Origin of the sequence: Corallococcus exercitus (assembly GCF_042231735.1) — a bacterium.
Taxonomy (GTDB): domain Bacteria; phylum Myxococcota; class Myxococcia; order Myxococcales; family Myxococcaceae; genus Corallococcus; species Corallococcus exercitus_B.
Map to the genome: position 1 here is coordinate 720,375 of NZ_CP102577.1, position 23,023 is coordinate 743,397.

Consider the following 23,023-nt stretch of genomic DNA (forward strand, 5'->3'; position numbering starts at 1 on the left):
CCATGCCCGACCCCTTCGCCCTCAGTGGCCGCGTCGCCCTCCAGCGCACCGCGCTGCCCGAAGTCACCCTCTCCGCCACGCCGGACGCGCCCGACGCGAAGGCCGCGGCGCTGGCGAACCTGGCCGGCACGCGCGCGAAGCTGGACCTGGACGCCGCCGTGCTCAAGGCCCTGGACGTGCGCATCTCCCGGCTGCCGCCCATTCCCACCGTGCCCGCCACGCTCCAGGACCTGGTGCGCGCCGCGCGCCGCAAGCTCGCTTCCGAGCGCCAGCGCGAGGTGGGCGTCTGGGTGGACACGCGCGTGAAGCTGGCGACGCGGCTCGTGCAGAAGCTGGAGGAGTGATGCGCAAGCTGCTCGAAGCCCGCATGGGGCAGCGCTGCTACCTCTTCACCACGCTGGGCCAGGTGTACGTGGGCCTGGTGGTGGAGCTCATCGACGACGTCGTCCACCTCACCGGGCCGGACGGCCTCACACCCGTCTACATCAACCTGTCGGACGTCTCCGGCGTGCGCCAGTACGACGAGGACAACGACCTGGGGACCGCGCGATGATTGAACAACTGCTGCAGCAGCTCATCGAACGCACGGAGAGCCGCTACTTCGGCAAGTACCGAGGCTATGTGACCAACGTGTCGGATCCCCTCAACCTGGGGCGCATCCAGTGCGTGGTGCCGCGTTTGATGGGGGACGTGGCCACCGGCTGGGCCATGCCGTGCACGCCCTACGCGGGCCCGGACCAGGGCCTCTTCGTGGTGCCGGACGTGGGCGCGGGCGTCTGGGTGGAGTTCGAGGGGGGCGACCTGTCCCAGCCCATCTGGAGCGGCATGTGGTGGGGCCAGCCCGCCCTCTCCGACCTGGGCCAGCCGGACTCCAGCGCGCGCGTGGCCCCGGACGTCAGCGAGGTGCCCAAGCACGACTATCCGCCGCAGTCCGCGGTGCCGGGCGTGCGGATGCTCAAGTCCGCCACGGGCCACTACATCGTCCTGGACGACCGGCCGGAGTCCGCGCGCGTGGAGATCCACGACCGGCAGGGCAACCGCGTCATCCTGTCCGCGGAGGGACTGGACCGGCTCATCAGCAACGAGCGCACGGTGAACGAGGGCAACCGCTCCGCGGAGGTGGACGGCGACGACCGGCTGGAGGTGGGCGGCGCGCAGGAGGAGACGGTGGACGGCAGCCACACCCGCGACGTGGGCGGGGACGTGTCGCTGCACGTGACGGGGTCGCTGACGGAGAAGGTGGACGTGGCGGGCTACAGCCGCGTGGTGGGCGGCAGCGGCCTGAAGGAGACGGTGGGCGGCCCGCGCGAGGACCGCATCCAGGGCAGCCACACGCGCACCGTGTCCGGCGCGTCGCAGGAGACGGCGGTGGGCGGCTTCGGCGTCACGTCCGGCGGCAACGTGAACCTCGCCGCGGGCAAGGCGGTGAAGGTCGCCGCGACGATGCCGGACATGCCGGGCCCGTCGCTCAACGCCATCTCCATCGACGCGCTGATGGGCAACGTGTCCATCAACACCATGTTGGGCATGTGCCAGGTGGGCGGCATCTCCGCCATCTCGCCCATGGTGCTGGGGGACGGGCTGGCCATCCACTTCACGATGCTGGCCCAGATCCTCAAGGCCGTGAACCCGATGACGGTGGCCGCGTACGGGCCGCTGCTGGACGTCTGGGCCGCGATGACGCCGATGCTGGACTGGTCCTACTTCGGCTTCGTCAAGCGCATGCCGGTGGGGTGACGCGATGAAGGAGCCCGGCTGGAAGCCGCTGGAAGCATCGGTGCTGCGCGAGCGGCTGGAAGAGGTGAAGGCCCTGCTGCTCCAGGCGGCGGCGGTGGGCGTGGCCCAGGACGCCGAGCGGCTGGAGAAGCTGATGGAGCTGGAACAACGCACCCGGGAGGACACGCGTGGCCGAGTTCAACGACGCCGCTATCGCTGAGCTCCACGGCGCGCTGGAGGTCTGCTGCGACGAGCTGGCGAAGGCCCTGGCCGAGGCGGAAGGGACAGAAGGCGACGGCACCGGGACGGGGACGGGGACGGGCGCGGGGACCGCGGCCGGGCCCGCGTGGCGGCCGTTGGTGCTCGCGGCGCCGCCGGGGCTGGAGCAGCTGGTGGGCATCGTCAAGCCGCCGCTCCAGATCATCATCGCGGTGCTCCAGTTCGTGAAGGCGCTGCTCCAGGCGCTGGCGGCCATCCTCCTGGGGCTGCTGGATCCGTTCCGCGCGCTCATCCTCGCGGCCTACACGCTGCTCAAGGACATCATCGACGACCTGCTCAACGCGGGCGCGTACCTCTACGCGGACGCGCCGGGCATCGGTCCCACGGAGACGAACCTGGCGGAGACGGGCTTCATCCCGAACCTGCCCAGGGACTTCAAGGCGGGGTTCGCGCTGGAGCGGCCGCCGGCGACGCCGGACGCCTTCGCGCGCTGGGCGGGGCGGTTCACCGCGTCGTTCGACGACCCGGGGGACAACGCGCGCCCGGTGGTCACGGACGGCGCGCCGGTGCAGGCGGTGTTCATCGTGATGGCGGCGCCCTCGCTGGATGCGCTCCGGCAGGCGCTGTACCTGCTGGGCAAGCTGCTCAACATCAGCGCGTTCAAGAAGGCGTTCGAGAAGTACCCCAGGGGCTCGCTGGATCCGCGCCGCAGCCGGGCGCGTGGCAAGTCAGTGAAGCCGGACTGGAAGTCCGCGCGCATGCGCGACCTGTTCCCGGACCTGGAGAAGCTGCTCATCCTCCCGGAGGCGCTCCGGTCGCTGCTGCTGTCCGTGGACAACCTCGCGTCGCTCATCAAGAGCCTCGCCGCCGCGATGCAGGACAAGGCGCAGGTGTTGATGAAGCTGGCGCAGGCGGTGCAGGCCATCATCGACCTGCTGGACGCGCTGAAGTCCGCGGGCATGTACGCGCTGCCGGTGTCCACGACGGGCGGGGTGGCGGGGCTGAAGCAGGCCTTCCTCACGGCGACGAACCGGCCCCCGGGCGGCTACGTGGGCGGCATCTGCCTGCTGGCGTCCGGGCCCAACCTGGCGAAGGCCGCGATGCTCTGGGAGCTGCTGGGGATGTCCGCCGCCATGGACCTGGCGTCGGGAGAGCTCACGCTGAAGGACGTGGCGAAGGCGATAGAGAACAGCAAGGCGGCCCAGGTGCTGGAGGCGAGCGCGGACGAGGTGAAGGACGCCTGGGGCAACCTGAAGACGAAGGCCCAGAAGCAGGCGGACACGTTCGTGAAGGCGGTGGAGGAGGCGCCCGAGGAGTTCGTGAAGGCGGTGGGGCGCACGCCGGAGGAGCTCAAGGCCGCCGCCGAGCGGGGTCGCTCCACGCTGGTGGAGGTGCTGGACCAGTCGAAGGAGCATCTGGAGGAGCAGAAGGAGATCGTCGAGGGCATGGCCACGACGAAGCACTCCCAGCGCCGGGGAGCGCGTTCGCTGGCGATGGGGTTTGGCGGGCCGGGTGCGTCGGAGCGTCCACCGAGCCCGCAGCCGCCCGCCGCTGAACCGCCCGCGCCGGCTCCCGGCACGCCGAAGAAAGGAACCGGCCCGTGAGCGCGGTGAAGCGCCTGAGCATGGAGCTGGATGGGTGGCAGGCGGCCTGGAAGCAGCTGGAGGCCTTCCTGGACCGCGTGGAAGGCGTGGCGGACCAGGACGCGCCGCACGTGCAGACGGTGTGCGCGCTGCTGCCGGTGTTCAACGTCATCGAGCGGGCCCGCCGTCGCGCGGTCGGAATCGCGCTGGCGCCGGCCCTGGCCAGTGCTCCCCGGGGCGAAGGGCTGCCCGCGGTGTCCGTCGGCTCATTGGTGGGGACGGAGGGCCGGCTGCCAGGAGTGGAGGAGCTGGAGTTCGCGGTGGGCACCATCGGCACGGACAGCGACGGGCAGCTCACGGGCGCGGCGGTGCTCTCCAGCACGGTGACGCTGTTCGCGTTCCGCGACGAGAAGCACGGCGGCGAGGTGGCGGTGCGCGTGCCCACGTATGACTTCGGGCCGCTGTCGGCGAGCGGCGTCGTGTCGGACGCCATCGACGCGGGCCTCTTCACCACGGACCAGCGGAAGGAGGCCGCGGAGAGCGGCGTCGCGGAACTGGGGACGTGGACGGGCCTGCGCACCGCGAGGCGGGCACAGCTGACGACAACGTCGGAGACGGTGTCGCTCAGCAGCGTGCTGGACGGGCTGTCCGTCTCGTCGCTTTCGAGCGCCTTCGACCCGGTGGCCTCGGGCGCTGCGGCCCGGAAGAGCGAGTGTCTGGCGGACCGGAACGTGCTGCTCCAGGCGAAGGCCACGGTGGAGGAGCAGGGCGCGGCCCCGGAGCTGACGGATGCGCTCCAGCGCGCGGCGGACTCGTTGCAGGCGTCAGCGACGGACTACGGCGCGGTGGCCACGGCGCTCCAGCCTCCGCGCACCGTGATTGGGTCCGTGCCCGGACTGGCGTCGCTGAAGACCACGCTGCGGAGGGCGGACTCCCCCGGCATCCCCGGGCAGCTGTCCAACGAGCTGACGACGCTGGACATCGAAGCGGGGAAGGGGATGGACGAAGCGGTGGCGGCGCGGCTGGCGTATCCGGACGGCCCGCTCCGGATGCTCCGGACGCTGGAGTGGTCGCTGCGCTTCCACTGGGTGTTCCGCCAGAGGTGGTTCGACGCGCGCAACCGGGCCGCGCTGGCGCCGCTGCTGCGGCAGGTGCTGAAGCCGTTCTGCGACAGCCTGACGCGGGTGCTCGCGGGACAGTCCACGGGGATTCCGCTGGTGGGCCCGGTGCTGCTGGTGAAGGACACGCCCACGCAGGCGACGGCGCTGTCGGTGACGCCCACGGTGGACCTGGGGCGGGTGCAGGCGGGGCACGTGGCGCACGTGGGCGGAGACCGGCCCACGCTGGCGCTGGTGCTGGGCTGGGAGGTGAAGGGGGGCACGCCGGGCGAGAAGCGGCTGCGCATCGCGCCGCTGAACGTGTCCATCGCGACGGACGCGAAGCTGCCGGGGGTGGCGGGACTGGTGAGGAGTGGTGCGCCGGTGGACGGGAGCGCCGTGTCGGTCTCGTCGCAGGAGCTGCTGGACGGGCACTCGGCGGCGGGCCCGCAGGCGGACGGGGTGGTGCAGGAGGTCATCGCGCTGGGCGCGAAGCTGAACCTGCTGCTGGGGCAGGGCGGTGGGGCGCTGGGGCTGGTGCCGCCGGCGGTGGCGGCGCCGTATCCAGGCCAGACGTTCAAGCTGCTGCCTCCCGTGGAGGTCGGCGCGACGCGGCTGTTCCTGGACGGGGTGCCTTCCGCGAGCGCGTCCGGCTCGAGCAAGCCCGTGCAGGTGGCGAGGCCGGGGGAACTGCTGCTGGTGCGAGGCGCGGACGACGAAGGCACCTGGTGGCAGGGCGTGGCGCAGGTGGACACGGTGGACGTGCGCACGGGCGCGGCGGCCCGGGCGGATGATGAGGTGACGACGACGCCCACGCCCCTGTGCTGCGGGGACGACGAGGCGGTCGTGGTCATCACGCTGCGCGACCTGCAACTGCCGAAGGCGCTGGTGCGCGACGTGACACTGCGGCGCGACTTCAAGGGCTTCGGAGGTCCCAGCCTCGCCACGGGCGTGATGCTGCCCATCGAGCTGGACCCGGGCACGGCGAACATCACGGTGCAGGACGGCGGCGTGACGAAGATGGTGCTGCGGGACCCGGAGCTGCGGGCCGCGACCACGGTCCTCAAGTCCTGGCTGGGAGTGCCGACATGAGCGAAGCACGAGACGACCTCTTCGCGGTGGCCGCGCTTCTCGCGGACCTGGACCGGGTGCTCCATCCGCTGGAGCGGGGAGAGGGCGGGGACTTCAAGGTGGATCCGCCCCTGCCGCCGTCCCTGCCGACGCCGGGTGCGCAGAGGCGGGGAGGGGAGACAGGTCGCGCGGTGAAGACCGCGTCGCCCACGTCAGGCCCCAGGTCCATGGCGCTCACCGAGCCTGGAGACGTGACGCCGCCGGTGCTCCTCAGGCCCGCTGTTCAGGCCCAGGGCCCCACCAGGACGGAACCCCTCGCGCCGGTCCGCCGTCGCGTTCCCCGGCCCGAAGGGACACCGGCAACGACGCGGGAACCAAGGCCCACGGTCGAAGCCCCGACCCGAATCCAGGAAGAGGGCCCACGTCCCACGAGCGCGGTCCCCGTGGTCGCTACCGCTCCAGAGCCCCACGCGGAGTTCGTGGAGTCACCTCCAATCCTTCCTCGCATCCAGGCCCGGGAGGTTCCTTCCCAGGATGGCCCCCGGGTCGCACCCGCGAAGCAGGACACTCCTGAAGTGTTTCCTGTGGTCGAAGCGGTGGTGGAAGCCCCCGTCTCCCGGAGGAACCGGGTGCCGCGGCCCTCCGAGGAAAGGACCACCGAACGCCCTCGGGTCAGCGCACGGGCTCCGGAGCCCGCCACGCGGCGCCACCGGGTTGCCCGCGCCGTCGCGCAACCTCAACAACAGGCTTCCCCCGTGGCGCCCGGTATGACCCCGGCACGGGTATCGCCACGGAGAAGGCCACTCCACGCGCCGGACCGCCTGCCTGCCCCGGACACGCGAAAGGCCCCACCGTTCCAGGACGCACCCGGGCCACGACGTCACGACAGCGTCGCCCAGCCCGAAAGGACAGCCGCGCGGGAACCCGCACCGCCAGGACGAAGCAAGCCGGCGGAACCCGCACGTCCTCCATCACGGAGCGTGGGGCGCCCCGTACCAGCAGGGCCGGTGCACATCGAAGTGAAGACGTTGCTTCCTCCGCCGCGAGTCGAAGCACCGCCCCGGCAGGAAGCCCTGGATGAAGACCTCCCGTGGATTGAAGCACCGGATGACGAAATGGACACCGGTGCGCGAGCCCTCTTCGTGAACGGACGTCGCGTCACGGACAGGGACCACGAAGCGCTCCAGCAAGCAGAACAGCGACTGCGGCGCCGGATGACCGGCCGCTCCCTGTGGCGGAGGCGAGGATGAGTGGACTTCCTCCAAGGCAGCGACTGGGGCACCTGTTGCGCTCCCTCTCCAAGCACCTTCCAGATCAGCTCGACGGCCTGCTGGAGAACGCGAGGTTCAAGGATGGTGCCGCCGCGCTCCAACGGCTGGCGGACCCGGCGCACGTGGAGAAGGCCCTGGCGCGCATGTCGCCCGAGGAGGCTGGATGGCTCGCCGACATCCTGACCGAACGCTGGTCATGGATCGTCGACGTCCAGCTGGATCCCGAAGTGGCCATCGTCGCGCCCGAAGAACTCTGGATCGGCGCGGAGCCTGTGCGTCTGCCCATGTCGCTCGCGGCGGTGGGCCTGGATGAGGGGTTCGAAGCACTCTGGGAAGGCGCGGTGCTACCGGGCCCGCAGTCCTCCAGGGCCACGCTCCTCGCGAAGCCACCCGAAGGCAAGGCACCCGAAGTCGCCCGCGTCCGGGCCCAGGTCCGCGCGAGCGTGAAAGGCCAGCGCTGCGTGCTCATCGCACAAGCCCAGGTCGCGCTGAGAAGGCCGTCGGTGGTGGTGAGCGACGACCGGCGCAGGCTGCTGGCCCAGGATCAAGCGGGCCGCCCGGCGGTGGGTTGCCGCCTGGAGATCGGCACGGAGGTGCACATCACGGGTCCAGGCGGGCTGGTGGAACTGGAAGTCCCAGCGCCGTCCGGCGTGTCACTCAAGCTGGAAGGCATCCCCGCGGGCCGCATTCCAGGAGGCAAGCCATGAAGACCATGACGCCCCAGACGCGCAAGACCCCCGACCGCAAGCCGGCCATGAACAAGTCCATCGCCCCTTCGCAGCAACCCAAGACCGACACACCCCGAGCCCAGCTCGGAAGCGCGGCCGCGGGGCCCACGATGAAGGCCGCGGCCGGAAGCAACTTCAAGGCGAAGAGCGCGCCCAAAGTCGCGGCGAACCCCAACATCCGGATGCCGAAGAAGTAGCTAGAGCGGATGCTGCCCAGTCAATTTGTACAGGTCGGCCCTCGCCACGCTTCCATGAGGTGCGCGCAGGGGCTCAATCCTACAGGACCTGACCACCCCCTGTCAGGTTTTGTGGGCACCCGTCAGGGAACTAGCTTATCCTCATTACTACATACACAAACTGCACCCAGGATACAGCCAAACAGGATGCCTCATGCCCAATGTCGAGACGCTCATACTCCGATTCAGAGACCTGACGACGCCACAGGGCGAAACAGTGAAGCGGCACAACAAGATCGCTGAGCAGCACGGGTACGTTTGGTGGGGTTGGTGGAACAAAGGGGGCGAGCAAGTCCCGGTCACTACTTTTGGTGAACTGCTCACCAAAATGACCAACAAAGCCTCCAGACGAGGAAGGCAGAGCCAATCCAGTCTGACGCTATATCTCCTTGATTCGGGGACGAGCCAGCTCTTCGAGGCGCTGTGTTTCGAGATCAAGTGGTCCCCAACTCGGGAACTTCTCAAAACACCTGAAACAGCGAAGACACCAACCTACTATAAGTCTAACCGGAACTTGGCATGGTTTAAGTTGGGCGCAATTAAGCCCTCAAACATCAATCTGCAGACCCTCTCCTATGTGCAGGTAGACGAGTTTTTTGTCGACGCCCCATCCAAGTACACGGCTTTCTACAACAAGAGAGTGCACTCAACAGGCGAACTTACGCATCAGAACAGAACTATCTGGTTCGTGCGTCCGAGTCTTCCGACCGACAGCAACCACGAGATTTCAATTGCAGGCACGGAGCAGCTCGCTCCGTCACACTTTTCACGCAACTTCACATCCTCGTCCAGCCTTAATTTACTCTGGGTGTCTGATCTCCACTACACAGCTGGCTCCAACAGCCACCATGCCTTCCCAATCAAGCCGAGCACGGCAAAGAAGAGCCTAGGCCATGCGATTGAACTAGCTTTGCGTGATTCAGGAACACCGGATCTTGCAGGAGTGGTGGTTTCCGGAGACGTCACATGGAAGGCGGATCCGGCCGAATTTGAGCAATCCAAGAGCTTCTTCGACTGGACACGGAGCTGGGCGAAGCTAGAGCCGCACCAGTTTGCAGTTTGTCCGGGCAATCACGATGTAGCCTTCTCGGCTCGCCCGAACGACAAAGACTCACCCATTGACATTGCGTTCGAACAGGCACGAAATCCATACTCGAAGTTTTACCAAGACCTATTTCACCTCCCCGCGAATCAGTTTTTGAGCTGCGGCCGTCGAATCCTCGTAGGAGGGGCAATTCCCATTGAGATTGTCTGCCTGAACTCATCGCTGCTTGAGCAGCGGCCGGGGATTTTCCAAGGCCACGGATTTGTTGGCGATGAGCAACTACGAGATGCCTCAAAGCAGCTCGGCTGGGAGGGAAAGAGCGACGAGGCGCCGCGACCCTACCGGATCGTGGTCCTGCACCACCATCTAGTGCCGACAAGCTTTCGCGAACAGCCAGTTCCAGGAGCGCTCTACAGTGTAGTCCTTGACGCAGAGGCTCTCATGCAATGGATGGTCAAGCATCGAGTCAATCTTGTGCTGCATGGCCACATGCATCAACCGTCGTGCACCGAGATCGTTAAGCCGACGTCGCTCGTCGGGAGCGTTTCCAACTGGTGGCGCTTCCACGTCATCGGTATGGGGAGCACAGGAGTCGAGCGTAACCATCTCCCTCCCAACACGCCAAACACCTTCGGTGTTCTTCAGTTCAAGCGCAACTCCGTACGAGTCACCGTGCGATCAGTCGACGCGGTTGCGGAATCCCAGGAGGTTTGGAACATTGAACTGCCGTACGAATCCGCTCGAGAGCGAGCATGAAACTACTTATAACAGACCTCGACAACACGCTGTATGACTGGGTTACGTTTTTCTCAACGGCATTCAAGGCAATGTCGAGTGAGCTGACTCGGCTACTTGATATCGACGAGGCGACGCTGTTTGCTGAATTTAGAGCGATTCACCAGCGATACGGCGACTCGGAATACCCCTTTGCTTTACTAGAGCTTCCATCAGCAAGACGGCGTTTTGGGGACATTCCGGTCGGAGAGATGAAGCGACATCTTGACTCGGCCCTGCACGCCTTCAATTCTGCTCGCTCGCGAGAGTTGCGACTGTACGAGTCCGTCAAAGAGACTTTGCAGATACTTTCCGCATCCGGCGTAGTCATTGTCGGACATACGGAAGCTCTAGCCGTTAATGCGGAATTCCGACTCAGACGACTGGGAATCGAAAAGCACTTTAAGCACCTTTACGCACTTGAGGGAAATGTAACTCCGCATCCCGACAGCTCAGATCGCCAGCCCACGCCAATGCGAGAAGGTTTTGTGCGACTAGTTCCACGTGCGGAGCGAAAGCCCAACCCGCGCTTGCTCGCAGACATCTGCAACCGAGAAGAAATTTCTCTAGCTGAATCCTGGTATGTTGGTGATAGCCTCATCAGGGACATTGCGATGGCGAAGGCGGCTGGCGTCAAAGCTGTCTGGGCAGAGTACGGCACCCGCTACGACCAGTCTCAATGGGCGGCGCTCGTGAAGATCAGCCATTGGACTTCTGAAGACGTAAAGCGCGAAGCCGAACTGAAGCAGAATGCCGCCAAAATCACTCCAGACCACACGATCCAGCGCTATTCCGAGCTACTGGCTCTTGCCGCAGCAGGATGACGTCGAATAGGCGCTTTGCCACAGCCTGTGGCGCAGACCAACAGACAAATGGTGTCATGCCGGAGAGGACTGGTCCTACAGTTGGAGTTCGGAAAGGACCGCAGTTCGCCTCCTGTTGAAGAAACAGGAGGGGGAGCGAGACTTCCCATGCAGCAGCCATCGGCCACTGAAGCGCAGGCACCGGAAGTTCTGCTGGTTGGCCGTCTCGTAATGGAACTGGAGGCGGTAGGCAGCCTGGCTGCAACCTCTCTTGCGTAGGCACGAGGCGCAGGCCACGACATTTGAATACGTGAAGGCGGCACTGGAAGAGCGCAACACAAGAATGCGTGCTGCCTCTCGGAAGACGCGAGGCACCGAATGCCCTATGCCTTCCGGCACGTGCTGTTGCGCCTTTAGCCACTACGCTCTCTTCCCGTGCTACGCCAGCGCACGCGCCCTGCTTGGTGTCTGGAAAAGTATTTAGGCTGTTTCCTGAGATGGTCTGATGCCACAGCACTTGCCTATTAGTTTGCAAATATCCAAAAGGTCGAGCACTCCTTCTTCTGGTCCTCTCTCCCAAAGCTTTACCATTCGATCGTCATCGCCGGTGGTGCCGAAGTATGGCTGGAGTTCGGCTCCCCTTAAACGAATGCCCTTTGGATCCTCAAGAGCTATGAGCGAAAGATGGATTTGCCTGTGCTTCCATACTCGGAATACCCACCCCAGCCAGAATCGCTTTTCATTAAGCGAAACGGAGACGCCATAGTACCAAGTTTTCCCTGGAGATTTCGAACCATCAATCTTTGAGAATTGAAGGCGAGGCGAGAAACGCGCCCGAATGAACTGAAGGGCTAACCAAAGGTTGCGCCAAGTCAAGCCTCTTCTCTTTGTTTCCCAGTACTTCATGTATTGATTGGCACCCAAGACCAAATCGGCCGATGCGAGTTTCGAGCTGCCCAGCCAGAGGCCCGCAAGTGAACCAATCGTCTTGGAGCCGAGAATGCCATCAATGGCCTCCCAATGAATGATTTTCACTCCGTCTCCAAGTTGCTTTGGTGGCTGCCGCCAGCTTGGCATGATCAATACGTCAATTCGCGTATTGTTGTCGGCTTGTTTGCCTAGTCTGAGAGCCTTTGTCTGTCGCTTGGTAAAGGGAGCATCGCCTTTGAGCTCGATGCGCACTTGCCTGCCGCTGTCGGACGTCAATACGATGTCGTGACGTGCTTCACGGTTGGCTGACCACTCTTGGCTCGTGACCTTCCGGAGATTCCATCTCAAGTCGGTTCCAATTGCCTCCTGGAACCTCCTGATGACTCGCTGGGAGCGCAACGCTTCGACCAAAATGGCTTCGGCAAGGGCCTCTCGTTGCGTGACATAGCGCGAAATGACATCAAGCCAGTTGCTCATGTTTTCCTTGTGTGGCTGATCGTCTCTTCTGGGTTTATACAAAGTGTATGCGAGGGGTCTTGGGAGGGGTACCCAATGTGCTTGGATTGAGCAGCGCGCTACTGAGTTGGCGTGATTCCAGTGTGTGCGGCATGATTCTAGTGTCAGGAGCATCCTTGGTCTTGGTCCACTACGGCTGTAGCGCTTGCTTCATCAAGCCGAAGATGCCACCACCCACCGCACGGCTCCCACCGCACTCCCATCCTCCGCCGCCACCTCGCGACGGGAAGCGCACCGCGGCTGCTCCCGTCCGCCGCACAGCAGGCCATCCCGCGCCCACTGAGGCAGCGAAGCGACAAGCTTCTCCACGCCCCATGGCGAGGCGCGCGAAGCCCCGTCTTCCATCATCGAATTGCCCCACGGGAACAGCCGCCCATCCGGCCCCCGGGCCGCCATCTCCCATTCGTCACCAGAAGGCAGCCGCAGCTCCACGCCTTCGATGCGGGCCAACGCCTCGCACACCTGCTCCGCTTCCACCCGCGTGCAGGGCAGGGGCTCCTCCGCGTCCGGCCCCGCCGTGCCCACCGGCCCCTGCGAAGCCGCCAGAGCCCAGGCCGCCGCGGCCCGGCTCACGGGCACCCGTGCGACGAAGTACCCAGGTGACTTCACCCGCCGCAGCGTCCCCTCCGTCCCCAGCCAGTGCTCCACGGGCGGCACCCAACTCGCTTCCAGCCCGGAGCGGCGCAGCCGGTACGTGCCCTCCCGCTCCACCAGCGCTTCCGGCAACGACGCGGGAGGCGGCCCCGGATCCACGGGCGTCGTCAGCGAGTACAGGAGCAGTTGGGGGTCGTTCCGCACTTCCACGGGACCTGACAGCGCGCGCAGGAGCGGCGACATCCGCTCGCGCTTCGGTGAACCCTCCGGGGGCGGCGGCCGGCCTGCGAGTAAATCGGCCACCACGTTCCGCAGGCCCACGTAGAAATGCCGGTCCAACGGGGACGCGCCTTCTCGCGTCGACGTGGGGATGTTCGCCTCGCGCAGCGCCGGCAGCACCGCGCGGGCCTGGAGTCGTGCCGCCGCAAGCACCGCCGTCACCCGCACCTCCGCGTCCTCGTCCACCAGCGCCGAGTTCAGCACCGCGTCGATGTCCGGATTGGACGCCGTGTAGTCGTGGATGAGCCAGCGCAGCACCTGCCGCCGCTGCTCCTCACCGGGCAGGTGCGCGAACAGCACGGAGCGGTCCGGATGCGCCTCCTTCTCCGCCTTCAGCCGCTGGAATACCTCCTCCGTCCCATCCGGCACCAGCGATGCCAGCACGCGCTCCGCGGTCCGCGACACGCTGAACTCCGGGTGGAACCGCAGCGCCGACACGCGGTCCAGCGACGCGCGCTCGCGCAGCGTCTCCGTGGCCAGCAATCCCAGCAGGACCTCCCGCGTCTCCGACGACGTCAGCAGCGCCGCCAGCGCCGGCGCATCCAGCACCGGCACCGCCTTGCGCACGGTCGCCCATTGCCCCAGCGCATCGCGGCCGGAGAACTCGAGCACCCGCAGCCGGAGCACCGGATTGAACGTGTAGTGCAGCGCCGTGTCCGTCCCTCGGTGCACGTACACCGCGAGCTCCGGCTCGCCGGGGATGATGGGCGGCGTCTGGCTTTCGGACTGGAGGAACCAGCCCAGCGCGGACAGCACCCCGTCCATCGCCTCGAACGAAACCTCCGGCCGCGCGACGAGGGCAGGGGAGCGCATCAGGCCGGCTTCACGCGCGCATGCAGCGACTCACCCACCCGCGCCACCGGCCGCCCCTCCACACCCACGAAGTACGCGCGCGCGGCCCACACCAGGTCACTCCACGAGGCCCGCTCCGCGGCCTTGTTCTTCGGATAGCCCTCCACGTAGGAGTCCCACGCGGGCCGCACCGCTTCCGACGGGGCCTGGACCTTCATCGCCGTCGCCAGGTAGCGCACGAAGCCCTGGACGTTGAAGCCGAACTGCTCTCCGGGCGTGAGCGTCGCCGGGAGCTTCCCGCCTCCCACCAGCTTCGCCGCCAGGTCCGGGTCGCCCAGACACAGCGCCACCAGCCCACAGCGGTACAGCAGCAGGTCGTCCTGCTTCTTCACCGTCTTCGCGATGGCCGCCAGCCACGCCTTCGCTGCCGAGCCCTCCACCAGCCCCTGCGCGGCCCCGCAGGCCTCCGCCGCGTTCACGAAGGACAGCACCTGGATGGCGACACGCGGGGGATCCACGGACTCGAAGAGCCGCCCGGCCTGCGTGAGCGCGGGCTCGCACATCGGCACCAGCGGCTCGGCCGCCGCGCGGGCCTCCGTGGCCCCCGTCAGCACGATGAGCGACGCCAGCACGTCCGCCAGCGTCCGCAGGTGCGTCACCGGGGTGTTCGGCTTCGCCAGCGCCATCGCGGTGAAGCGCTTCATGAACTCCCGCGCGTGGGCGTCCTCTCCCCACTCGGAGGAGAAGAGCCCGGCCCACGTGCCTGGAGCGCTGTTCGAGGACTCGGCCATGGGGTCTCTCCTTACGAGTGCTTCCGCTGCCGGAAGATGGCCATGTGGCGGTTCCACAGGGCGCGGTGCGCATTTTTGACGGGCGCCGCGGCGCGCTGCAATCGCTCGAAGAGGCCACCGACCTCCGCCTCCATCCGCAGCTTCGCGACGAACTTCGTCTCCGCCTTCAGCCCCGCGTCCTTGCTCCGCTGGAGCCGCGCCAGGTTGGCTTCCTCCCAGGCCCCCAGGTCAAGCTTACGAGCCAACGACAGCAGCGTGTCCACCTCCGCCTCCGTGCGGGTGAAGCGCTCCAGGAAGCGCTCCACCGTGCCATACGTCTTCTTCTCCTCCGGCGCGCCGGCCTCGGTGAGCAGCAGGCTCTTGGCCACGCCCACGTCCAGCTTCGGGATGTTCCGCAGGGGAGCGTCACAGAAGGGACAGGCTGACGGCTCCTGGAGGACGGTCCGCCGTCCTCCTTCCAGGTCCACCTTGTTGTGGACGGTGAACGTGGAGCCGCACACGAAGCAGGTGACGGAGATGGAAGGGGCGACGCGCATGTCGGAACCTCATCATGGAGGAGGCCAGATGGGCGGCAAGAGATCGATGACGCGGCGGCCGAAGCTCTCCGCGTCCGTTTCAATGGGCTGCCGGAAGTACCGGGGGTCCCCCGGCCCATAGTAGTGGCCGCCGGAGCCGGGCAGGTTGCGCCACCACCGGCGCGAGAACGGATGCGACTGCCGGCCCAGCGAGTACTGGTAGGCCTGATACGCCTGATAGTAGTGGCGCGACTCGTGGACGGCGGTGCCCACCGCGTCGCCCACGTCCAGGTTCTCGTTGATGACGATGACGCCCCGCCGGTTCATGGGCGAGAGCCGGCCCTGAGGCGTCACGTTGAAGTTCCACTCCATCCAGCCGTAGTCCCCCGCCGCCAGGTTCTGGAACTCGACCCGGGGACGGCGTGACTTGGGGATGCCCAGCGCGTCCATGGCCGCGCTCACCGACTTCTTGAGCGCCTGCTGACGGTCGCGCAGCGACAGCGTGCCGAACGTGGCGGGGTCCAGCTCCGGGATGGCCTCCAGCCCCTTCTGGAGGTCGCGCATCTGCGCCAGCTCGAAGGGCTTGAACCGGCGGTTGCGCCAGCTGCGCGAGAGGGTGATGTCGAAGTCTCCCCAGCCCAGCACGTTGCCGGTGGGGCCAATCGTGCGCACGCGCTTCGCGGCCTCGAACGGTTCGGTGATGCGGGCGATCTCCCCCGGCTTCACGTTCGGGTCCAGGCTGTGGATGAGGCTCTTCAGCTCGCTGGGGTCGATGTTGTACTGCGCCAGCAGGCCCGGCTTGCGCTTCGTGCCCTTGAGGGCCTTCTCCACCTTCTCCAGCGCCTTCATCGTGGGCTTGACGCGGCCCTTGTGCATCGCGGCCTTGAACTCCTTCATCAAGGCCTCGATCTCCGCGCGGGCCGCGGCGCCCTCGGGGATGACGGCGTGGACCAGGGACAGCTTGCGCCACGCATCCGCGATGCGCTCGACGCGGCCCACCAGGTCCCGGCCCGGCGCGGGCATGGGCGTCTTCGGCCCGATGCGCAGCTCGATGGAGAGCTGCCACTCGTCGATGGCCTTGCCCAGGGCCTCCAGGTGCGCGGGCCCCAGGCCGTGCGCCTTCGCCCAGGCCAGGTCGGTCAGCTTGTCTCGCAGCTCGTCCAGGTTCTGGCGGAGGTTCTCTCCCACCGCGGTGAACTTCTCGAGCGTCGGAGCGTGGCCGCCGCCCTTGACCTCCACGACGTGGAGCTTCGCGAGCTTCGGATCCGCGGCGTGGTCGAACTCGACGATGATCTCGTCGAAGCCGCTGCCCTGCGCCTCGCCCAGGGGCTTGAAGTCCAGCCGCCGGAACTTCTCCGTCGGGCCCAGCTTGTTGCCGAGAACCGCCTCCGTCATCTTCTTGGACTGGATGTTCTCCAGCGCCCCGCCGGCCTCGGTGATGTCCCTGCCGCGCACCTGCCAGCGGTTGCCGGACCGCTTGGACATGATGAGCTGGAGGTATTCCTTCTCACCCGTGGCACGGGTCACCTCCACCAGCTTGTAGTAGCGGATCTCCGTGGTGCCGGGCTTGAGCTCCTGCCAGGCGGGGCCGATCTGCGCCACCGTGTCCTTCGGGTCCAGCTTCAGCGTGGTGCGCCCACGCTGCTGCTGCGAGAACACCTGGCGCTCCGCGCCCTGGATGAACGGGTCGTCCTTCAGCGGCGGCGTCTTCGAGAACGGTCCCACGTCCGGGTGGTCGGCGTGATGCACGGTGTTGGGCCAGGCGTCGTTGGCCCGGCCCGTCTGCGAGATGACCGGCTCCGTGTCCGTCACGGTGAGCACCGGCGCCTGCCGTTTCTTGCCGCCCCCCGCGCGCTTCTTGGCCGCCGTCTTCGCCGGCGCCTTCGGAGGCTTCTTGGTGAACAGGCGCGGCGGTTCATTCAGGTACTGCGGCTTCGCGCGCACGCCCTGGCCGAACTCCGCCAGGTCCAGGGGCGTGAAGGCATCCACCTCCTTCATCCGCTGGCGCAGGTTCTCCAGCGTCTTCTCGCCCTGGCGGATGCGGCGGGCCGCCTCCGCGGGGTCCATGGACACGCCGCGCTTGCCCTCCAGCGAGGCCAGCAGCGACTCCTGCGCGTCGATCTCCAGGCGCAGCTTCTTGCGGTAGAGCTCGAACTGCTTCTCGATGGGCAGCTTGTCCCAGTGCCGCAGCGCCGTTTCGTCCAGCGACTTGACCAGGCCGCGCGTCGCCTTGTCGTGGCGCTGGAGCAGGTGCAGGCCCTCCTCGCCCAGCGCCGACAGGTCCGCGCCCGCCTTGACGACGATGGTGGGCTTGCCCCGCCGGAACATCGTGACGGCCTGGCCGCTCTTGCTGCCGGTGAGCGCCTGGAAGTCCGCCTCGGAGACCAGCTCGATGGGCGTCTTCGCGAAGGCCTTCCGCTGCGCGGGCGGGATGTGCTCCAGCAGCTCCTTGCGCATCACGCGCTGGAGCTGCTTCTTGTCGAAGTCGTTCGACATCTGCTTGAGCAGGCTGTCGTCGAACTCGCGCAGGAACTCCTTCATGTTCCCGGCGGGGTTCTCCGCCTTCCACTTCTTGAAGAGGGTCAGCCGCTCCTTGGGCGTGCCCCGGAAGTGCAGCAGGTCCTGGGTGCGCGGAGGCAGCCGGGGCTTGGAGATGCCGCCCAGCGCGCCCAGGCCCCCGGCCAGCACCGCGCCCGGCGCCGCCTGCATCACGGTGCCCGCCAGCACGTTGAGGAGCGCGTTGCCGCCCTTGTAGTTCTCGTCGTTGAGGACGTTGCCCAGGAAGGCGGACGGCACGGACTGCACCAGGCCCTCGGCGCCCTGCGCCAGGCCGTGCGCCGTCATGCGCGCCAGCGTGCCGCCCTTCTCCGCCATGCGCGCCAGGAACCCCAGCTTGAGCAGCTTGGAGCCCATGCCCGCCGTCGCCGCGGCGGTGAGCGCATCCAACGCGCCCACGCCCGCGTCGGTGGCCGCCTCCTCCCAGCCGTAGGCGGCGCCCTTCATGGCGGCCTTCGTCGCCATCATCACGGCGGCCGTCGCCAGCGCCGTGCCCACCAGCACCGTGGAGCTGGCCATGAACGCGCCGAACGCCGCCCAGAACCCCACGCCCGCCGGTGGGAAGAAGATGCTCACGACGACGCCAATGGCGACCACCACCGCCATCACCACCGCGCCGAGGATGTTCACGAGCCGGTCGGTGACGAAGTCCACCTGCTCGCGGTGCATCCTCACCGACTCGTCGGCGTGCCCCGCCTGGACCGTCACGCGCTCGGCCTTCTTCTCCCAGTCGTCCTGCCAGGCGCGCAGCCCGTCTGCGGTGTAGTTCTTGTCCCCGGGCTTGGGGCGCATCCGCTCGTGCCGCTCCAGGGCCGCCACCTCGGCGTCCAGCGCGGACGCCTGGTACAGCACCAGCTGGTACTCCGAGGACGCCATGCCGTTGGTGGAGCGCGCCTCGAAGTGCGCGCGGCGCCAGGCCCGGTCCGCCTTCTCCTGGGGCGTGACGGGCTCGCCGTGGTCCACCATGTCCAGGATGTCGAAGGCCTCGCGCCCGCTCAGCTCCTCGTCGATGCGCGCGCGGAAGCGCTCGAGGGGCGTGCGCGTGTCGCCAGGGTCGGGCGGGTTGTTCTTCGCCCACTCCTCGGCCATGGCCTTGATCTCCTCCTTCGTCTTTCCGGCCATGACCTCCTTGAGCGCGTCCTCGTCCGTGCCCGCGCCCTGCACGGCGTACTGAACGACCTCCGCGTCGGTGAGGTAGCCCTTCTTCAGGAGCGCATCGACGGCCTCCCGGTCCGCGCCGGACGTGTCCATGCGGACGGCCTGCTCGAACGTGGGCTGGCCCAGCGTGGCGTCCACGTAGGCGGCGTCGTACTCGGCCGCCAGCGCCTTCATGTTCGCCGGGGCGTTGGCCTGGGCCCGGGCCTTCGCCTGGACGTCCACCTCCTTGCGTTCCTTCGCGATGCGGGCCTGGAGCTTCTCCGGGCTCCACTTGTCCAGGAACTCCACCTCGCTGATGAGGCCCTTCTTGCGGTCCTCATCGGTGAGCGGGCCCTTGCTGGCGGGCTTGACCCTCGCCGCGTCCAGCTCGCGCTCGATGTCCAGCCGCTCCTGGATGTCCAGGTAGCCGTCGCGCCGCGCGTCGGCGATCTGCCGCTTGCCCTCCGCGGACATCGCGTCGCGGATGATCTTGTCGTCCGCGTAGAAGATGCTGGTGTGCTCGATGTGGATGCGCGCCGCATCCACCTGGAGTCCCTTGTCGTCGCGCAGGCCCTGGATGAGCTTGAGCTCGTCGCCCTGCATCTCGTCGCGGAACGCGGCGCTGAGCGCGCTCTCCGTGCCCACGCGCTCGGTCCAGTCCTTGCCGTATTGCTTCTCATACGACGCGTCGAGCGCCTGGTTGCGCTTGAGCAGCTCCTCGCGGAACGTCTTGGAGTCCCAGCCGTACTGCTGCGCGTCGGCCTCCGTCTCCTTGCGGATGCGGTCGTAGACGCCCTCCATGGCCTTGCGGTCGGTGCCCAGGCCGAAGAACCACCCGCCGCGCATCGCGCGGTCCATCTCGATGGCGCGCGCGTCCTCGGTGCGGCCCTCCACCAGGGCGTGCATCTCGTCGGCGTCGTGGGTCTTGAGCGCGCCGCTGCGCAGCTCGTCGTCCATCTGGGCGACGAGGTCCTTGCCGTACTTCGCCTGGTAGGCCTTCTTGATGGCCTCAATCTGCTCCGGCGTCTTGCCGCGCAGCAGGTTGAGGATGGCGCCCTCGTCCGTGCCCAGGCCCGTGCCCAGGAAGGTGCCCTCCATGGCTTCGTTCAGCTCCACGGCGGCGACCTTGGCGGCGTTGCCGGAGAGCAGCGCCTCGGCCTTGTCGGCGTCGTGCGTGGTGGTGCTGAAGAAGTCGTCCAGCTCGCTCTTGAGCCGCGCGCGCAGGTTCTCGCCGTGCTCCTTCTCGTAGAGGACCTCGACGTAGTGGCCCTGCAGCGGGTTGAGGTTGGCGAGCGCGTCGAAGATCTTCTTCTCGTCCGTGCCCCACTGGTCCACGCCCTCCCAGACCATGAGGGTGATGTTGCGGGCGCGGTTGCTGAAGAGCGGCTCCTGCTGGTCCACGACGGTCTTCAGGCGCTCCAGGTCGGTGGACGCGAGCAGCTCCTTGTCCAGCGCCTCCAGCAGCGGCTTCTTGCGCTGGCCGGTGATGCGCACGGCCAGGCCCTCCGCCAGCGCCTGCACGGGGTCCTTGCCGCCCTTGCCGTAGTAGGAGAGCAGGATGGCCTTCTGCTCCTCGCTGAGGGCGTTGTTGCCCTTGATGGTCTCCTCGTCCAGCTCCTCGCCCTGGCGCAGGCGCACCTCCGCGAGGAACAGCATGTTCTGGTCCAGCGACGCCTTGTTCTCCTGCGCGCGCGCGGCCTCCCACGCGCGGCTCTCGTCGTGGGCGGCGGCCAGCCAGTCGATGATCCACCCGAGCAGCCGGTCCCAGAAGCCGCGCTCGTAGCCGATCTGCTTCGCGTGCCAGTCGCGGATGACCTCCCGGGCCTCCTTGCCGGCGTCGCGCAGCTCCTGCTGGTAGCGCTCGACGCTCTTGTCGATGTCGCGCTTCGCCTGGGTGACGACGGCGGCAATCTCCTTGCGGCGGTCGTCCAGCCACTTCTTGGTGGGACGGTACGCCTCCGCGGCGGCCTTGAGCTTCACCGGATCATCGCCGGCGTCCTTCTCCAGCTCCCATTTGTCCTGGAGGGCGGCCAGCTCGTAGGCGCGCATCTGGTCGGTCGCGGCCTTCGCGAAGGCTTCCTTGAAGCGCTTGCCGTTCTGGTCGTACCGGACGACCCAGTTGCTCACCTTGGTGTCGACCGCGGCGATGAGGGCGTCGCGCTTGCGGCGGGCCTCCGTCAGGTCGACGCCGCCCTTGATGGCGGCGGCCTTCGCCTCGGACTGCGCGTCGAGCGAGGCGCGCATGCGCGACAGGGAGTCCGCGAACCCCTTGCCGCTCTGCTCCAGGCTCGTCTTCGCGTCCTCGTGGGCCTTGCTGAGCGTCTCGGTGGTGGCGGTGTGCGAGTCCACCAGCTGCTTGCGGCGGGCCTCCACCTTCGCGTCCAGGTCCTCCTTCTTGAGCTGCGCGGCGTCCGCGACGCGCTGGAGCTCGGCGGCGAAGATGGTGCGCTCGGCGGTGACGAGCGCCGTGCCCCAGGACGCGTCCAGGCCACCCGGGACGTAGGCCTCCCGGGCCTTCTGGACGGAGGCGTCGGCGTACTTGTCCGGAGCGGCGAGCAGCCGCGCCAGCACGTCGCCAATGTCCACGCGCGCGAAGTCGGGGACGTTGATGGGCGCGGGCGCGCCCTGTTCCAGGACGGTGAGGCCCTTCGCGGGCTCCTTGGGCTGGGCCTTCGCCTTCTTCTGCTTGTCGGCCGCGGCGGTGATCTTCTTCTGGAGGAGCGTCCAGTCCTTGAGCTTGTCGGGGTCGGTGGGCTTCGGGCCGCCGGGCTTGTAGACGATGTCGCCGAGCGGCCCCTTGATGAGCATGTGCCCGCCGTCGTCCTGCATGAGCTGCGAGCCGATCTCCGGCACGTGGCCCAGCGGACTCTTCTGCAGGTCGGGGAGCTTCGCGTTGCGGACCTCCAGCTTCCGCTCGCACTTCGCGTCCACCAGCGAGGAGGCCTTGCCGGTGGGGTCGTCCGGGATGGCGGGCAGGTCCTTCGGCTGCTGCGCCGGGGTGATGGCCTTCTTGCCCTCGTCCTCCAGTTGCTTGAGGCGCGCGGCGCGGACCGCGTTGGGGTCCACGGCGGCCTGGGTGATCTTGAACGTGTAGCGGGGCGCGGGAGGAAGCTTGGGCTCCGGCACCTTCGCCGTGGTGCCGGCGATGCGGCCCTTCCAGGCGGCGACGGCGTCCGCGCCCTCGCTCGCCGCCGGAGCGGCGGGGATGGGCGCAGCCGTGACAGGTGCCTCCGCCGTGGGCGCGGGAGGCGCGGCCGGCAGCGGGGCAGGGGGCTCCACCGCGATGGCGCCCGTCGGATCCGGCGCGGACTCCAGGCCCTGCTGGATGCCCTGGACGCCCTTCGCGTGGGCCTCGGCCAGCTGCTTCTGCGCGTCCAGCGCCGCCGGAGCCACGGGGACCGCGGGCGAGGGAGCCTCCTCGGGAAGGCCCGTATCGACCGTGGCATCCGTCTGGATGGGAGGAGGCTTCGCGACGGCTCCGGGCCCCGTGCCACCGGAGGCCTGGCGGATGACGATGCGGACGTCGCTCCGCGCCGACAGCGCGGACACCACCGTGTCGATGCGCGCGGCTTCATCCATGCCGCCGGGGGCCGTTCCCGCGGGGACGGCGGCGGGCTCGGGTGCTTGATCCGGCGTGGCTGCTTCACCGCCCGCGCTGGGCGCATCGACGGTGGTCTCCGGCGGCGGGGCGCCGGTGGGCGACGTGCTGCCCCCCAGACCCGCTGCTTCGACGCTTGCATCGAGCGTCGCCGTGCCTCCGGTGAACGGGCTGAGCGCCAGCGGGGTGGAGGGCGTGAGGTCGGAGGCGCGGGCCTCGGCCAGGCGCGCGGCGAGGTCTCCCAGCTGATCCGCGGAGCCCGGGGGCAGGACGGACGTGCGCGCCGCCGCACGCCGCCGGGCATCCTCCTCCTGCTGCGCGAGGGTCGCGGGCTGGGATTCCCCCGGCGCCTGCGCGAGCCCGGTGTTCGGCTGTGGCGCGAGCCCGTGGATGCCCAGCTCCGCCTCGACGGCGCCGGGCGTGGAGAGCAGCGCGACCTCTGGCGGGTGGCCGGGGCACGGCTCGAAGAGGTGCGAGCGCGGACCGCCCAGCGTCCGCCACGCCGGGTCGCTCCAGCGGCGCTCCTGGTCGCGCGCGGCCTCGCGGAGCACGGGCCCATGCAGGGCCGGGGACGCGCCCTTCAGCGACGCGAGCCGGGCCGCCAGCTCGCGCGCGGGATTGGAGGAGGACGGGCCCCGGGGAACGACGCCCGGTGCACGCGGCAGGGCCGCTGAGGACGAGGGAGTGCGCCCGGAGCCCTTCCGGATCGTGGCCTTGGCGGACGCCTTCGAGCCCTGTTCACGGATGCGCACGGTCCCCCCGTACCACCAGT

At 67.9% G+C, this 23,023-nt stretch carries 15 protein-coding genes; 10 read left to right on the plus strand and 5 right to left on the minus strand.

The window, feature by feature from the left end; translation table 11 throughout:
• Positions 1 to 2 precede the first annotated feature (2 nt).
• The 10 genes from NR792_RS02850 to NR792_RS02895 all read left to right on the plus strand — a co-directional run bounded on the left by NR792_RS02850 (position 3) and on the right by NR792_RS02895 (position 10,564).
• Positions 3 to 344 carry a hypothetical protein gene (locus tag NR792_RS02850; RefSeq protein WP_375758520.1) on the plus strand — a complete coding sequence of 114 codons (342 nt, stop codon included), beginning with the start codon at positions 3 to 5 and terminating at the stop codon, positions 342 to 344.
• Positions 344 to 553 (plus strand): hypothetical protein, encoded by a 210-nt coding sequence (locus tag NR792_RS02855; protein ID WP_375758521.1) that lies wholly within the window; start codon positions 344 to 346, stop codon positions 551 to 553. The genes NR792_RS02850 and NR792_RS02855 overlap by 1 nt, the downstream gene beginning before the upstream one ends.
• Entirely contained in the window at positions 550 to 1,737 is a 1,188-nt protein-coding gene (locus NR792_RS02860; RefSeq protein ID WP_375758522.1) for a phage baseplate assembly protein V, read from the plus strand. The genes NR792_RS02855 and NR792_RS02860 overlap by 4 nt, the downstream gene beginning before the upstream one ends.
• 4 nt (positions 1,738 to 1,741) lie before the next feature.
• Complete coding sequence (locus NR792_RS02865) at positions 1,742 to 1,936, plus strand: hypothetical protein (RefSeq protein ID WP_375758523.1); 195 nt, start codon at positions 1,742 to 1,744, stop codon at positions 1,934 to 1,936.
• Positions 1,905 to 3,539: a hypothetical protein gene (locus tag NR792_RS02870; protein ID WP_375758524.1), complete on the plus strand. Its 1,635-nt coding sequence runs from the start codon at positions 1,905 to 1,907 to the stop codon at positions 3,537 to 3,539. Before NR792_RS02865 ends, NR792_RS02870 begins: the two co-directional genes overlap by 32 nt.
• Positions 3,536 to 5,707, plus strand: coding sequence for a hypothetical protein (locus tag NR792_RS02875; RefSeq protein ID WP_375758525.1), 2,172 nt, complete (start codon positions 3,536 to 3,538; stop codon positions 5,705 to 5,707). Before NR792_RS02870 ends, NR792_RS02875 begins: the two co-directional genes overlap by 4 nt.
• A 1,225-nt stretch (positions 5,708 to 6,932) precedes the next feature.
• Positions 6,933 to 7,664, plus strand: coding sequence for a hypothetical protein (locus NR792_RS02880; protein WP_375758526.1), 732 nt, complete (start codon positions 6,933 to 6,935; stop codon positions 7,662 to 7,664).
• The gene (locus NR792_RS02885; RefSeq protein WP_375758527.1) at positions 7,661 to 7,882 is read left to right on the plus strand and encodes a hypothetical protein; all 222 of its coding nucleotides are present in this window, start codon (positions 7,661 to 7,663) and stop codon (positions 7,880 to 7,882) included. Before NR792_RS02880 ends, NR792_RS02885 begins: the two co-directional genes overlap by 4 nt.
• A gap of 193 nt (positions 7,883 to 8,075) precedes the next feature.
• The gene (locus NR792_RS02890) at positions 8,076 to 9,722 is read left to right on the plus strand and encodes a metallophosphoesterase family protein (protein ID WP_375758528.1); all 1,647 of its coding nucleotides are present in this window, start codon (positions 8,076 to 8,078) and stop codon (positions 9,720 to 9,722) included.
• Positions 9,719 to 10,564: an HAD family hydrolase gene (locus NR792_RS02895; RefSeq protein WP_375758529.1), complete on the plus strand. Its 846-nt coding sequence runs from the start codon at positions 9,719 to 9,721 to the stop codon at positions 10,562 to 10,564. The genes NR792_RS02890 and NR792_RS02895 overlap by 4 nt, the downstream gene beginning before the upstream one ends.
• A 459-nt stretch (positions 10,565 to 11,023) precedes the next feature.
• On the opposite strand, the gene NR792_RS02900 is transcribed toward NR792_RS02895, so the two are convergent.
• From NR792_RS02900 to NR792_RS02920, 5 genes are all read right to left on the minus strand, one after another.
• Positions 11,024 to 11,950, minus strand: coding sequence for a hypothetical protein (locus NR792_RS02900; protein WP_375758530.1), 927 nt, complete (start codon positions 11,948 to 11,950; stop codon positions 11,024 to 11,026).
• A gap of 192 nt (positions 11,951 to 12,142) precedes the next feature.
• Positions 12,143 to 13,675, minus strand: coding sequence for a formylglycine-generating enzyme family protein (locus tag NR792_RS02905; protein ID WP_375758531.1), 1,533 nt, complete (start codon positions 13,673 to 13,675; stop codon positions 12,143 to 12,145).
• Complete coding sequence (locus NR792_RS02910; RefSeq protein WP_375758532.1) at positions 13,675 to 14,445, minus strand: hypothetical protein; 771 nt, start codon at positions 14,443 to 14,445, stop codon at positions 13,675 to 13,677. The genes NR792_RS02905 and NR792_RS02910 overlap by 1 nt, the downstream gene beginning before the upstream one ends.
• 11 nt (positions 14,446 to 14,456) lie before the next feature.
• A complete protein-coding gene (locus tag NR792_RS02915; RefSeq protein ID WP_375758533.1) occupies positions 14,457 to 14,981 on the minus strand; it encodes a hypothetical protein in 525 nt (174 codons plus the stop codon).
• 12 nt (positions 14,982 to 14,993) lie between these two features.
• Positions 14,994 to 23,003: a hypothetical protein gene (locus NR792_RS02920; RefSeq protein WP_375758534.1), complete on the minus strand. Its 8,010-nt coding sequence runs from the start codon at positions 23,001 to 23,003 to the stop codon at positions 14,994 to 14,996.
• Between the last annotated feature and the right edge of the window lie 20 nt (positions 23,004 to 23,023).